This window comes from Photorhabdus stackebrandtii (assembly GCF_011189495.1).
Lineage (GTDB): Bacteria > Pseudomonadota > Gammaproteobacteria > Enterobacterales > Enterobacteriaceae > Photorhabdus > Photorhabdus khanii.
Genome location: NZ_PUJV01000019.1, coordinates 38,994 through 52,665, shown reverse-complemented (window position 1 = coordinate 52,665; position 13,672 = coordinate 38,994). Strand labels below are relative to the sequence as shown.

General features: G+C 43.3%; 10 protein-coding genes. 7 read left to right on the top strand and 3 right to left on the bottom strand.

The genetic code is table 11. The features are described from left to right. Positions 1 to 180: 180 nt before the first annotated feature. Positions 181 to 1,062, bottom strand: a complete 882-nt coding sequence (gene ilvY, locus C5470_RS15395; RefSeq protein WP_166290491.1) for an HTH-type transcriptional activator IlvY — start codon at positions 1,060 to 1,062, stop codon at positions 181 to 183. 190 nt (positions 1,063 to 1,252) lie between these two features. On the opposite strand from ilvY, the gene ilvC reads away from it, so the two are divergent. Next, positions 1,253 to 2,731: a ketol-acid reductoisomerase gene (gene ilvC, locus C5470_RS15390; protein ID WP_166290489.1), complete on the top strand. Its 1,479-nt coding sequence runs from the start codon at positions 1,253 to 1,255 to the stop codon at positions 2,729 to 2,731. 221 nt (positions 2,732 to 2,952) lie between these two features. Further along, positions 2,953 to 4,980, top strand: coding sequence for a DNA helicase Rep (rep, locus tag C5470_RS15385; protein ID WP_166290487.1), 2,028 nt, complete (start codon positions 2,953 to 2,955; stop codon positions 4,978 to 4,980). A 57-nt stretch (positions 4,981 to 5,037) separates the two neighbouring features. Here the strand turns inward: rep and gppA are convergent, their stop codons facing one another. Continuing rightward, positions 5,038 to 6,534 (bottom strand): guanosine-5'-triphosphate,3'-diphosphate diphosphatase, encoded by a 1,497-nt coding sequence (gppA, locus tag C5470_RS15380; RefSeq protein WP_166290513.1) that lies wholly within the window; start codon positions 6,532 to 6,534, stop codon positions 5,038 to 5,040. Between the two features lie 8 nt (positions 6,535 to 6,542). After that, a complete protein-coding gene (gene rhlB, locus C5470_RS15375) occupies positions 6,543 to 7,829 on the bottom strand; it encodes an ATP-dependent RNA helicase RhlB (RefSeq protein ID WP_166290485.1) in 1,287 nt (428 codons plus the stop codon). A gap of 118 nt (positions 7,830 to 7,947) precedes the next feature. Between rhlB and trxA the strand changes: the two genes are divergently transcribed. The 5 genes from trxA to wecB all read left to right on the top strand — a co-directional run bounded on the left by trxA (position 7,948) and on the right by wecB (position 13,672). Then, positions 7,948 to 8,274: a thioredoxin TrxA gene (trxA, locus tag C5470_RS15370; protein ID WP_166290483.1), complete on the top strand. Its 327-nt coding sequence runs from the start codon at positions 7,948 to 7,950 to the stop codon at positions 8,272 to 8,274. A gap of 471 nt (positions 8,275 to 8,745) precedes the next feature. Then, the gene (gene rho, locus C5470_RS15365; RefSeq protein ID WP_166290481.1) at positions 8,746 to 10,005 is read left to right on the top strand and encodes a transcription termination factor Rho; all 1,260 of its coding nucleotides are present in this window, start codon (positions 8,746 to 8,748) and stop codon (positions 10,003 to 10,005) included. Between the two features lie 293 nt (positions 10,006 to 10,298). Next, complete coding sequence (wecA, locus tag C5470_RS15360; RefSeq protein ID WP_166290479.1) at positions 10,299 to 11,384, top strand: UDP-N-acetylglucosamine--undecaprenyl-phosphate N-acetylglucosaminephosphotransferase; 1,086 nt, start codon at positions 10,299 to 10,301, stop codon at positions 11,382 to 11,384. Positions 11,385 to 11,411: 27 nt separating this feature from the next. Continuing rightward, on the top strand, positions 11,412 to 12,467 hold the full coding sequence (gene wzzE, locus C5470_RS15355; RefSeq protein WP_166290477.1) for an ECA polysaccharide chain length modulation protein: 1,056 nt from the start codon (positions 11,412 to 11,414) through the stop codon (positions 12,465 to 12,467). A gap of 83 nt (positions 12,468 to 12,550) precedes the next feature. Then, a complete protein-coding gene (wecB, locus tag C5470_RS15350; RefSeq protein ID WP_166290475.1) occupies positions 12,551 to 13,672 on the top strand; it encodes a non-hydrolyzing UDP-N-acetylglucosamine 2-epimerase in 1,122 nt (373 codons plus the stop codon).

The following is a 13,672-nucleotide window of genomic DNA, read 5'->3' as shown; positions in this document are numbered from 1 at the left end:
TCATATAATTATTATTGATTACTTATAACTTATATTAAACATATTATCATGAAAACAATATGGTTATTTTTTTATGTTCTTTGTGAATTATGTCACATGAATCATAAGTATATTGGCATAACGCCAAAAGTGGGGGATATCAGACTTGTAATGGACAAAAACACCTGTTAATGCATTTCCTTATAACAACTCCCAAAATGCTTTAATCAAGGGTTCATTAAGTCGTTTTCTTTGTACACATATACCCAACTCGAACGGCTCTACTAGAGAAATATTGTCCAGTAACGATATGCGATTGCGTACAGGTTCGGGGCTGTTTTCAACAACTACGTTGGGAATTAATGCAACGCCACAACCTAATGCAACCATAGAAACAATGGCTTCGTGACCAGACACTGTAGCGTAAATCAATGGGTTGTTAATTTTATGGTGGCGAAACCAGAACTCAATGCGCTTACGTGAAGGGCCGTGCTCCGGCAAAATAAAGGGAATGTTATTCCAGTCGGGGCACTCTTGTGTGACGAGAGTCCGTACAGTACAGGGCAGGGAAGGCGCGATCAGTACCAACGGTACTTCACCGATTTTGGTGAAACTGACATTATCTGGCAGTTTTTCCGGCTTACCGGCGATTCCTAAATCGGCATCATTAGACTGTACTTTATTGACCGCATTTGCGGCATCACCGGTAGTGAGTTTGATTTCAACCAGAGGATGCTCTGCGCGGAAACGATCAAGGATCTGTGGTAAGTGACTGTAAGCCGCGGTCACTGAACAAAACAGACGTAATTCGCCACTTAGAGAAGGGCTTTGCTGATTCAATGAGTGCTGTAGTTGCTGATATTGCAATAGTGTCTGTTGGGAGAACTGCTTAAATTGCTCGCCGGCAAATGTCAGCTTTACGGTGCGATTATCCCGTAAGAATAATGGATGCCCCAATATATCTTCAATACGCTGGATTTGGCGGGATAGTGTAGATGGACTGACGTGCATTGCTTTTGCTGTGCGGCCAAAATGACAGCTTTCAGCCAGATGCAGAAACAGTTTGAGATCACGTATATCCATAGTCGATTCTCCTTTTCCTGTCCTATAATCAGTATTGCATAAAATGCAATGTAGTATTGTTAATATATCAATTTAAGCAATGCTTTTCATGTCATATATTGAAAATATGCAAACACCTCACAAGGTGGGGAAATCCAAAAAATAGTCGCAGCATTTGATTGCTGAACACAACATGATAACGGAGTCACTAATGGCTAATTATTTTAATACGCTGAATTTGCGTCAGCAGTTGGCACAGTTAGGTAAATGTCGTTTTATGGCGCGGGAAGAGTTTGTTGATGAGGCTGGATATTTAAAAGGCAAAAAAGTGGTCATCGTCGGTTGCGGTGCGCAGGGGCTGAATCAGGGCCTGAATATGCGTGATTCCGGTCTGGATATCGCTTATGCCCTGCGTAAAGAGGCAATTGAAGAAAAACGAGCTTCATGGCGTAAAGCAACTGAAAATGGTTTTCAAGTCGGTACTTATGAAGAGTTGATCCCGCAGGCTGATTTGGTTATCAACCTGACGCCAGATAAACAGCACTCTTCTGTTGTTCATGCAGTGCAACCTTTGATGAAAGCAGGTGCTGCACTGGGTTACTCTCATGGTTTTAATATTGTTGAAGTTGGTGAGCAAATCCGTAAAGACATCACTGTTGTGATGGCAGCGCCTAAGTGCCCTGGTACTGAAGTTCGTGAAGAATATAAACGTGGTTTTGGTGTTCCTACCTTGATCGCGGTTCACCCGGAAAACGATCCGAAAGGTGAAGGTATGGCGATCGCTAAGGCATGGGCAGCGGCAACAGGTGGTCATCGTGCAGGTGTTCTGGAGTCTTCTTTCGTTGCTGAGGTGAAATCTGACTTGATGGGTGAACAAACCATTCTGTGCGGTATGTTACAGGCTGGCTCATTGCTGTGTTATGACCAACTGGTGGCGGAAGGTGCTGAACCGGGTTATGCAGGAAAACTTATCCAGTTTGGTTGGGAAACCATCACAGAAGCACTGAAGCAAGGTGGTATTACTCTGATGATGGATCGTTTGTCTAATCCGGCAAAATTGCGTGCATATGCGCTGTCTGAGCAGTTGAAAAAGATCATGACGCCACTGTTCCAGAAACATATGGACGATATCATTTCTGGTGGATTCTCTTCTGGTATGATGGCTGACTGGGCTAATAATGATAAAAACTTGTTAGATTGGCGTGAGGAAACGGGTAATACTCAGTTTGAGAATTCACCTGAATATGATGGCAAAATCAGTGAACAGGAATACTTTGATCATGGCGTTTTGATGGTTGCTATGGTGAAAGCCGGGGTTGAACTGGCATTCGAAATTATGGTGAATACCGGCATTATTGCTGAATCTGCGTATTATGAATCTCTGCATGAATTGCCGCTGATTGCTAATACAATCTCTCGTAAGCGTCTGTATGAAATGAACGTGGTTATTTCTGATACCGCCGAATATGGTAACTATTTGTTCTCCCATGTTGCTGTTCCACTGTTGAAAGAGAAGTTTATAGGTTCACTACAGGCAGGTGATTTAGGTAAGTCTGTTGCGGACAGTGGTATTGATAACGCCCAGTTGCGTGATGTTAACGAGGCTATCCGTAACCATCCAATTGAAGTCGTTGGCCGTGTGTTACGTGGCTACATGACAGATATGAAACGTATTTCTGTTGGTGGTTAATATCAGATGGAGTTAAAGATAAAGGGGGAGAAATTTTCCCCTTTAAATTTAATGGGAAATAGTTGCTGAGATGCAATTTGTACCAAATGCTGAGTAACAAGTCTCTATTATCAACCTGTAGGGTTTCTTCTCCTTAATTGAAGAAAACGGCGTTCCGTATCCTTCTTTCTGTTACAATTCCATTCCCTGAAGCACTGTCCTGATATCATTCATTAAATACCATGCGATTAAATTCCAGCCAACAACAAGCAGTTGAATTTGTTACTGGTCCTTGTCTGGTCCTGGCGGGGGCGGGTTCCGGCAAAACCAGAGTGATCACCAATAAAATTGCTCACCTTATCCGTGTTTGTGGTTATCAGCCTCGTCATATCGCCGCGGTTACTTTTACTAATAAAGCCGCCCGGGAAATGAAAGAACGTGTAGCACAAACTCTGGGGCGCAAAGAGGCTAAGGGGTTGATGATTTCTACTTTCCATACGCTGGGATTGGAAATTATTAAGCGCGAGTACAAGGCGTTGGGAATGAAAAGCAATTTCTCATTGTTTGATGATCAGGACCAGATGGCTCTGCTGAAAGATTTGACGGCTGATTTACTGGAAGAAGATAAAGATTTACTGCAAAAATTGATCTCTTCCATTTCAAACTGGAAAAATGATCTGCTTTCTCCTCAACAAGCTACGGCATTGGCTCGTTCTGCTCAAGAGCATCAGTTTGCTGAATGTTATCGCCGTTATGATTTGCACCTAGCGAGCTGTAATGTACTGGATTTTGACGATCTGATTACCAAACCGACATTGCTGATGCAGCGTGATGAAGAGGTAAGGGAACGTTGGCAAAACCGTATCCGTTATTTGTTGGTAGATGAATATCAGGACACCAATACCAGTCAATATCAACTGGTTAAATTGCTGGTGGGACAAAGGGCCCGTTTTACGGTGGTGGGTGATGATGACCAGTCGATCTATTCGTGGCGCGGTGCAAGACCACAAAATCTGGTATTACTGAAAGAGGATTTCCCGAAGCTTAATGTGATCAAACTAGAGCAAAACTACCGTTCTTCCGGTTGCATTCTAAAAGCGGCTAATATTTTGATTACTAATAATCCTCATGTGTTTGAAAAGCGGCTTTTTTCTGAACTGGGTTATGGTAATCCGCTGAAAGTCATTATGGCTAATAATGAAGAACATGAAGCGGAAAAGGTGGTCGGAGAACTGATTGCACATCACTTTATCAATAAAACCCAATATCAAGACTACGCTATTCTTTATCGGGGCAATCATCAATCCCGAGTGTTTGAAAAAATGTTGATGCAAAACCGCATTCCTTACCGGATTTCTGGCGGTACTTCTTTCTTTGCCCGCCCTGAAATTAAGGATCTGCTGGCTTATCTGCGGGTGTTGACTAATCCTGAGGATGACAGTGCATTTCTGCGGATTGTTAATACGCCAAGACGTGAAATCGGTGCGGCTACAATTCAAAAACTGGGTGAGTGGGCGAATCAGCGTAATAAAAGCCTCTATCAGGCCAGTTTTGATCTTGGCTTGGAACAAAGCCTGACTGGTCGTGGGTTGGCGGCACTACAGCGTTTTACCCATTGGATGGATGAGATAGCCCGTCAGGTTGAGCAGGAACCTTTGCTGGCGGTGCGTGATTTGTTGCATGGTATGGATTATGAAAGCTGGCTGTACGAAACATCACCGAGCCCGAAAGCCGCTGAAATGCGGATGAAAAATATTAATCAGCTATTTACTTGGATGAGTGAAATGCTGGAGGGTGATGAATTGAACGAACCAATGACTTTATCTCAGGTAGTTACGCGTTTCACATTGCGGGATATGCTGGAGCGGGGAGAAGAGGGTGAAGAGTTTGATCAAGTACAATTGATGACTCTGCATGCCTCTAAAGGATTAGAGTTTCCCTATGTATTTTTGGTCGGTATGGAAGAAGGGCTATTACCTCATCAGAGCAGTATTGATGAAGAAAATATTGATGAAGAACGGCGACTGGCTTATGTGGGAATTACTCGCGCTCAACGGGAGTTATTTTTTACTTTATGTAAAGAGCGTCGCCAATATGGTGAATTAATCCGGCCTGAACCAAGCCGCTTTTTACATGAGCTGCCACAGGATGATTTACATTGGCCGCAAGATAAAAAAATAGTTACTGCTGAAGAGAGAATGCAAAAAGGGCAGTCGCGCATTGCGGATATCAAATCGCGTTTAGGCCTTGGGCAAAAAAATAAGCAGTAAATAGATTAAAGACTCCCTGTATCGGAGAGATACAGGGAAAATGGTTGAGTTTCGGTTTTAGCTAATCTGTTCTTCCAAAACAAGTGGCCATTGAACATGACTTTGCCACTGAATTTCCTGCTGTAAAGATTCCGCCCGCAGAGGGTGGTGCATTAGCCAGCCATGAGGCAGCGTTACCATCAGCGTTTCACCACTCACTTTTAAACCCAGAGCTGGGAGTGTGTTATCTCGGCGACGGCTGGTGAATATGATAGCTAACCGCAACAGGCGGCATAAACGTTGAACTTGTATCAAAGGCAAAGCGTTTTGTTGACTGAGGGAAATCAAATCAATCGTGCCACTTTGGTTCTTCAGCAGTGTGGCTAATAGTTTTTTCTGTGCGGGAGTATAGCCAGGGAGATCGAGGTAATTGATAAGATAAGCTGCGTGTGATGGGGCTTGATGGAAATCAACACTCAGCCCAATCTCATGTATTAGGCAAGCACTCTGTAATAATTCATGACATCGGCTATCCAGCTCCCAAGGTTTAGCAATTTGTTGTAAGAAGAGCTCAGCCAATTGTTTGACCCGTTGAGATTGTTCAGCATCCAACTGAAAACGTCGTTGTATATTACGTAGGGTTCTGGTGCGAATATCTTGTTCTATCGGCAAATCTAGCATGCCGTAGACAAGACCTTCTCGTAGAGCGCCGCCCGCAAGGATCATACTTTCAATATTTAATGCCTGAAAAATAGCTATCAAGATAGCAAGACCACTTGGGAAAACCAGAGCCCGCTCCAGTGTCAATCCTTCTATTTCCAGCTCTTCCAGCTTACCGCATTCAATTGCTTTATGTTTGAGTTCCTGGAGTTTCGGCAAAGTGATCAATTCATCCATGCCCTGAGCAATCATGATTTCTTGCAGAGCTTGAACTGTGCCGGAAGCTCCGACACAAATTTGCCAGCCTTGTTCGATAAGCTTTGGCGTAATAGCTTTCAGAGTTTCATGTGCGGCTGCTTCGGCTTTGGCAAAATTTTCTTCCATTATGCTACGGTCATGAAAATAGCATTCAAGCCAGGTAACACAGCCCATACTCAGGCTGGATAACTGGGTGGCTTTTGCTCCATTCCCAGTGACAAGTTCTGTACTTGCCCCGCCAATATCCACGACTAAACGTTTTTCAGGGCCACCAGTCGTGTGGGCAACACCTTGATAAATAAGCCGAGCTTCATCTTCGCCGCTGATTACTGTAACTGGACAACCAAGGATTTCTGATGCTTTTTTCACAAATTCACCTGAATTTTCGGCGATACGCAAAGTTGCTGTAGCAACAACGCGGATTTGTGATGGCGGTATATCCTGTAAGCGTTCAGAGAAAACCCTGAGACATTGCCAGCCTCTCTCCATTGCCTGCAGAGAGAGGCGGTTATTTTTATCCAGTCCCGTGGCCAGTCTTACTTTACGTTTGATTCGTGCCAGTATCTGGATACTGCCGGATATTTCACGTACAACCAGCATATGGAAACTGTTTGAACCCAAGTCGATAGCCGCATAAAGCGAAGAAGAACTCAGCATCATTTAATTCAGCCTGAACGTTTACGGTTATTACGCGGTGTATTATTGCGATGTGATAAATTATTACGGCGCTGGTGGTTCCCTGAACGCGAACGGTGGCGGCGTTTAGGAACTGGTAAGTCTTTCAGCAATGCATGACTGTTATATTTGCTGACAGGAATATGATGCTGAATATAATCTTCAATCGCTGGCAGGTTCAGAGCATATTCTTCACAGGCCAGGCTGATTGAGTGACCACTTTCACCTGCACGACCAGTACGGCCAATGCGGTGAACATAATCTTCGCAGTCATCTGGTAAGTCATAGTTAAAAACATGAGTTACGGAAGGAATATGTAATCCGCGGGCTGCGACATCAGTTGCAACTAAAATATCAATGTTGCCGTTGCTGAATTCTTCCAGAATGCGTAATCGTTTTTTCTGTGCCACATCACCGGTTAGCAGACCAACTCGATGCCCGTCAGCAGCCAGATGAGCCCAAATATCTTCACAACGATGTTTTGTGTTGGCGAAAATAATGCAGCGATCAGGCCACTCTTCTTCTAATAACGTTTGAAGCAGACGCATCTTCTCTTCATTAGAGGGATAAAACAGCTCTTCGCGGATGCGGTGCCCTGTTTTTTGTAACGGTTCCACCTCTACATATTCTGCATGATTCATTTGTTCAAATGCCAGTTCCCGAACCCGGTAAGAGAGCGTGGCAGAAAACAGCAGGTTCATGCGCTCATTTACAGGAGGCATCCGGCGGAATAACCAGCGAATATCTTTGATAAAACCCAGATCGTACATACGATCAGCTTCATCAAGAACGACAACTTGAATTGCATTCAGGTTGATATGCTCTTGTTTGGCATAGTCAATCAAACGTCCGGTTGTGCCGATAAGAATGTCAACGCCGGATTCCAGCACTTTCAGCTGCTTGTCGTAACCATCACCGCCATAGGCAAGGCCCATCTTTAATCCCGTTGCTTGTGCCAGATCTTCTGCATCAGAGTAAATCTGTACAGCCAATTCGCGAGTAGGAGCCATAATCAGCGCTCTTGGCTGATTGGTCTGACGCTCCTTCGCCGCGGGATGAGTCAGTAAATAATGAAAAGCAGACGCCAAAAATGCTAACGTCTTCCCAGTACCGGTTTGCGCTTGCCCCGCGACATCACGACCTTCGACAGTGAAAGGCAATGTCAGTGCCTGTATCGGCGTACAATTAGAAAAACCCTTGTTATCAAGAGCTTCGATGACCTTGGGGTGCAAGGCGAAGTCGGAAAACTTCTTTTCTGTCAAGTGTGTTTTACTCATAGTGTGGTAGAATATCAGTTAACCATTGTTTTACGAAAGTGTATCCACTGAAATAAAGGCAAGCTTATGCCAGTAATGTTACACTAGCATGGTAAAAAATTATTCTTTGGAGTAAAAAATGAGCGATAAAATTATTCATTTGAGTGATGCCAGCTTTGATACTGATGTGCTTAAAGCAGCTGGTCCGGTTCTTGTCGATTTTTGGGCTGCATGGTGTGGACCATGTAAAATGATTGCACCTATCTTAGATGAAATCGCCCCAGAATATTCAGGTAAACTGACGATTGCTAAACTGAACATTGATGACAATCCGGCAACTGCTCCTAAGTTTGGTATTCGTGGTATTCCTACGCTGTTACTGTTTAAAGATGGTCAGGTTGCTGCTACCAAAGTGGGAGCACTGTCAAAAACTCAATTGAAAGAATTTTTGGATGCCAATCTCTGATTGAAGTGTGATCACATTAATACCGGACGTTTAGCGTATATTACTATTTATTTCATTGACCGCTAGACGTCCGTAAAGAAGCGTGATAAGTTAGCGCCACTGCTTGTATCACATACATCTGTTAGAAGTATGTTGCATACTGAACAATCTGTAGTGTCTGATAAGTCTGTTATCTCTGGATAGTCTAAAGTATCCAATGGGTTATACGGGAATAATCTGGCGTATAGCTCGTTACGTTGAGATAGTTTTTATAGAAATCAGTAATGTTTCAACATTATCTCAACAGCGTTTTTGACAGCCTGTCAGTCTTATTTGAGCTCAATCTTAGTACTTCAAATTACTGCCTTTTATATGAATAATGTATTAAAGGTCTTATTTGTTTTTTGTACAAAATAAACAGGCACCGATGACGCTGCCATATTATTCACGTTCATAGTTCGAGATATACCCCGAGTTTAAGAACCCACCATTATGAATCTTACCGAATTAAAGAATACGCCGGTATCTGAACTGATTACACTCGGCGAAAAGATGGGGCTGGAAAATCTGGCCCGTATGCGTAAACAAGATATTATCTTCTCTATCCTTAAGCAGCATGCTAAAAGTGGAGAAGATATCTTCGGTGACGGTGTGCTGGAGATATTGCAGGATGGATTTGGATTTCTCCGTTCAGCAGACAGCTCCTACCTTGCCGGCCCCGATGATATCTACGTTTCTCCCAGCCAAATCCGCCGTTTTAACCTCCGTACCGGTGACACAATTTCAGGTAAAATCCGCCCGCCTAAAGAAGGTGAACGCTATTTTGCACTGTTGAAAGTTAACGAAGTTAACTTTGATAAACCAGAAAATGCCCGCAGCAAAATTCTTTTTGAAAACTTAACTCCTTTGCATGCTAATAATCGCCTGCGTATGGAGCGTGGTAATGGTTCCACTGAGGATCTGACTGCCCGTGTTCTGGATCTGGCTGCACCGATTGGCCGTGGACAACGTGGTCTTATCGTCGCTCCACCAAAAGCGGGTAAGACCATGTTGCTGCAAAATATTGCTGCTAACATTGCTCACAATCATCCAGATTGTGTATTGATGGTACTTTTGATTGATGAACGTCCAGAAGAAGTAACCGAAATGCAACGTCTGGTGAAAGGTGAAGTTATTGCTTCTACTTTTGATGAACCCGCTTCCCGTCACGTTCAGGTGGCAGAAATGGTCATTGAGAAAGCAAAACGCCTGGTTGAACATAAAAAAGACGTTATTATCCTGCTTGATTCTATTACCCGCTTGGCTCGTGCTTATAACACTGTTGTCCCTGCATCTGGTAAGGTACTGACCGGTGGTGTAGATGCTAATGCGTTACATCGTCCAAAACGTTTCTTCGGTGCTGCACGTAATGTGGAAGAGGGTGGAAGCCTGACCATTATTGCGACTGCGTTGGTGGATACGGGCTCTAAGATGGATGAAGTGATTTACGAAGAGTTCAAAGGCACTGGTAACATGGAACTGCTCCTCTCCCGTAAAATTGCTGAAAAACGTGTCTTCCCAGCTATCGATTACAACCGTTCCGGTACACGTAAAGAAAATCTACTCACTACGACTGAAGAGCTACAGAAGATGTGGATTCTTCGCAAAATTATTCACCCGATGGGAGAAATTGATGCGATGGAATTCCTTATCAATAAGTTGGCTATGAGCAAAACAAACGACGATTTCTTTGACATGATGAAACGTTCGTAGTTTCTAACTCACTTTACGATGATTTTAATAAGCGCCACGATTTCGTGGCGTTTTTTGCATCCATGATTATGGTGTTGTAAATATGGTATGTATTTTGCATGAGTTTCATATGCTGCTATTTTTCAATAAGTGTTACAGATATGATGTAAAGGTTATTAATTTTTCTACAGTAAAAAGAAGAATATCCTCACGAAATGGAGAATTCATGAGGTTGGTTCCTGGCCAGAAAAACCATGTGCTTGTGGACAATAAATAACCAGGATATATTTGTTTTTCACGGAGAGTTTTTTATCGTGAATATTCACAGTATGAGTATCGAAATTTTTTTCGTCTTTTTATTTTCTTTCGCGTCTTTGTTTATGGCGCGTATCGTAGGAAAGAAAATTGGCCTTGTTGATAAACCTAACTATCGTAAACATCATCAGGGATTAGTGCCTCTGGTTGGTGGGATTACCATATTTGTTGGGATCTGTTTTGCTTTTGTTACAACAAACGAGTTCATACCTCATAAATGGCCATATTTAATTTGTGCTACTTTACTGGTATTTATTGGTGCATTGGATGACCGTTTTGACATCAGCGTTAAGATCCGGGCAACTATCCAAGCTCTGGTTGGTATTGCGATGATGTATTTTGCCGGCTTGAAATTAAATAGTCTTGGTTATGCTTTTGGCCCTTGGGACATGACACTCGGGCCGTTCAGTTATGTTGTGACCTTATTTGCTGTCTGGGCTGCCATCAATGCATTCAATATGGTTGATGGAATAGATGGATTGTTGGGTGGGTTATCCTGCGTCTCTTTCGGTGCCTTGGGGATCTTACTATATCAAAGTGGTAATACCGCACTGGCATTATGGTGTTTTGCGTTTATTGCTGCCATTCTCCCTTATATCATTTTTAATCTTGGTTTATTAAGCCAACGTTTCAAAGTGTTTATGGGGGATGCAGGCAGTACGTTGATTGGTTTTACAATTATCTGGTTGCTTATTGAATCTACTCAGGGGAATGAGCATCCGGTTAATCCAGTGACTGCGTTATGGATTATTGCCATTCCATTAATGGATATGGTTGCCATTATGTACCGTCGGTTACGTAAAGGGATGAGTCCATTTTCTCCTGACAGACAACATATCCATCATCTGATTATGCGGGCTGGATTCTCATCACGTCAGGCATTTATTTTGATTACCGTTGCCGCAGCTTTATTCGCTGCTATTGGAATTACTGGGGAATGGTTGGAGTTTGTGCCTGAATGGGTAATGTTGGCACTTTTTTTGCTTGCATTTATGTTGTATGGCTATTGCATCAAGCACGCATGGCGGGTGGCTCGTTTCATCAAAAGACAAAAACGTCGTATGCGCCGTTCAGTTAACCATTAAACATCTATCTAACAGAGGTTTTGTGCAGTGATAAAATCAGAAACGAAATCTATTCAGGGTGAACAAGTTCTGGAGCATGAGCTGGATATCAGAGCCTTATGCAGTGCTCTATGGCGCGGGAAGATATGGATTATCGTACTGGCAGTTATTTTCGCTGCTATAGCTCTTGGTGTGACATATCTGATGCAACAAAAATGGAGTGCAATGGCAACCACTGACTTGCCTACCACTAGTCATTTGGGTAGCTATTATTCTCAGCAGCAGTTTTTGCGTAATCTGGATACTCACATTAACATTTCACCGGAAACCCAGTTACCGTCCATTCCTGAAGAAGCTTATAAGGAATTCGTTACTCAGGTCGTGGCATATGATACTCGCCGTGAATTCTGGTTAAAGTCTGATTATTACAAGCAGCATCAGGAAGGCAATGCCAGAGTTGATGCGGCCTTATTAGATGAATTAGTCAACAATATCCAGTTCATTCCTCATGATGATAAGAAAGTGTTGAATGACAGTATTAAACTGACAGCAGAGTCTTCTGCACAAGCAAATCAACTCCTGCGCCAGTACATTGTTTTTGCTAACAGTCGCGCCAGTACTCATTTGAATGATGAAGTAAAAGGTGCGTGGGCTACCCGTACCCAGTCTATGACAGCATTGGTTAAGCGCCAGGAAATGGTTGCTAAAGCGGTTTATAACCGCGAAATGAATGTGTTACAGCAATCGCTGAAGGTTGCAGAAAAACAAGGAATTCGGCGTAATCAAACTGATACTCCGATGGATCAATTGCCTGACTCAAAAATGTTTATGTTAGGTGCGCCGTTGTTACAGGCTCAGCTTGAAACTCTGGAAGCGACAGGTCCCGACTATGATGTGGATTATGACCAGAATATTGCAATGTTAGCGACGTTAAATGTTGGTCCGACATTACAGGATCAATTTCAGACTTACCGCTATTTGAGAACACCAGAGGAACCCGTTACCAGAGACAGTCCTCGCAGAGTGTTTTTGATAATCATGTGGGGCGCAGTTGGTGCCTTGGTTGGTGCTGGCGTGGCATTAATACGACGTTCACGTAAATAATCAAATAATTATATGAATAACTGCTTCTCAGAGATATTTTTTGCAGGAAAGTCTGCAAGTTACTGACTAATAAGAGAGTCATTGTGAAAGTGTTGACTGTGTTTGGTACCCGGCCGGAAGCTATCAAGATGGCTCCGCTGGTACATGCATTGGCAAGGGATGAAGCCTTTGAAGCAAAAGTATGTGTCACCGCCCAACATCGGGAAATGTTGGATCAGGTGTTACATCTTTTTGAGATCACTCCCGATTTTGATCTCAATATTATGAAATCAGGGCAAGATTTAACGGATATTACATGCCGTATTCTGGAAGGATTGAAGCCCGTTTTGACAGAATTTAAGCCTGATGTTGTATTAGTTCACGGAGATACCACAACAACTATGGCGACCAGTTTGGCTGCGTTCTACCAGCGTATCCCTGTTGGTCATATTGAAGCCGGACTAAGAACCGGTGATCTCTATTCCCCTTGGCCGGAAGAGGCAAACCGTAAGATTGCCGGGCATCTGGCAATGTATCATTTTGCTCCGACGGAAAACTCCCGCAAGAATTTACAGAAAGAATCAATTGCAGATAATCGGGTTTTTGTCACGGGTAATACGGTGATCGATGCGTTGTTGTGGGTACGTGATCGAATAATGAATGATGAAGCTATGCGGAATAAGCTGGAGAAACATTACCCGTTTATTGATACTAATAAAAAAATGATCTTGGTAACGGGTCATCGTCGTGAAAGTTTTGGTGGCGGATTTGTGCGAATTTGTGAAGCATTGGCACAAATAGCCCGCGTCCATCCAGAAGTGCAGGTAGTTTATCCGGTTCATCTGAACCCGAATGTCAGTGAGCCGGTAAAGCGTATCTTGCATGATATTGATAACATCATTCTCATCGAACCACAGGACTATTTACCATTCGTCTATTTGATGAACCATGCCTATATGATCCTGACGGATTCCGGTGGTATTCAAGAAGAAGCACCTTCTTTAGGAAAACCTGTACTGGTGATGCGTAATACTACTGAACGGCCAGAAGCGGTGGATGCGGGAACGGTACGTCTGGTAGGGACAGAAACAAGAACAATTGTGGAGGAGGTGACTCGATTGTTGACAGACGATACTGCCTATCAGCAAATGAGCCGCGCTCATAATCCTTACGGGGATGGCGATGCCTGTCAACGTATTCTCGACGTTTTGAAGAAAATCAGGTGA

What these genes read in the sequence shown, in the direction of transcription:
- trxA (WP_166290483.1), top strand. Translation starts at nt 7,948, where the DNA reads ATGAGCGATAAAATTATTCATTTGAGTGATGCCAGCTTTGATACTGAT.
- gppA (WP_166290513.1), bottom strand. Translation starts at nt 6,534, where the DNA reads ATGCTGAGTTCTTCTTCGCTTTATGCGGCTATCGACTTGGGTTCAAAC.
- rhlB (WP_166290485.1), bottom strand. Translation starts at nt 7,829, where the DNA reads ATGAGTAAAACACACTTGACAGAAAAGAAGTTTTCCGACTTCGCCTTG.
- ilvY (WP_166290491.1), bottom strand. Translation starts at nt 1,062, where the DNA reads ATGGATATACGTGATCTCAAACTGTTTCTGCATCTGGCTGAAAGCTGT.
- ilvC (WP_166290489.1), top strand. Translation starts at nt 1,253, where the DNA reads ATGGCTAATTATTTTAATACGCTGAATTTGCGTCAGCAGTTGGCACAG.
- rep (WP_166290487.1), top strand. Translation starts at nt 2,953, where the DNA reads ATGCGATTAAATTCCAGCCAACAACAAGCAGTTGAATTTGTTACTGGT.
- rho (WP_166290481.1), top strand. Translation starts at nt 8,746, where the DNA reads ATGAATCTTACCGAATTAAAGAATACGCCGGTATCTGAACTGATTACA.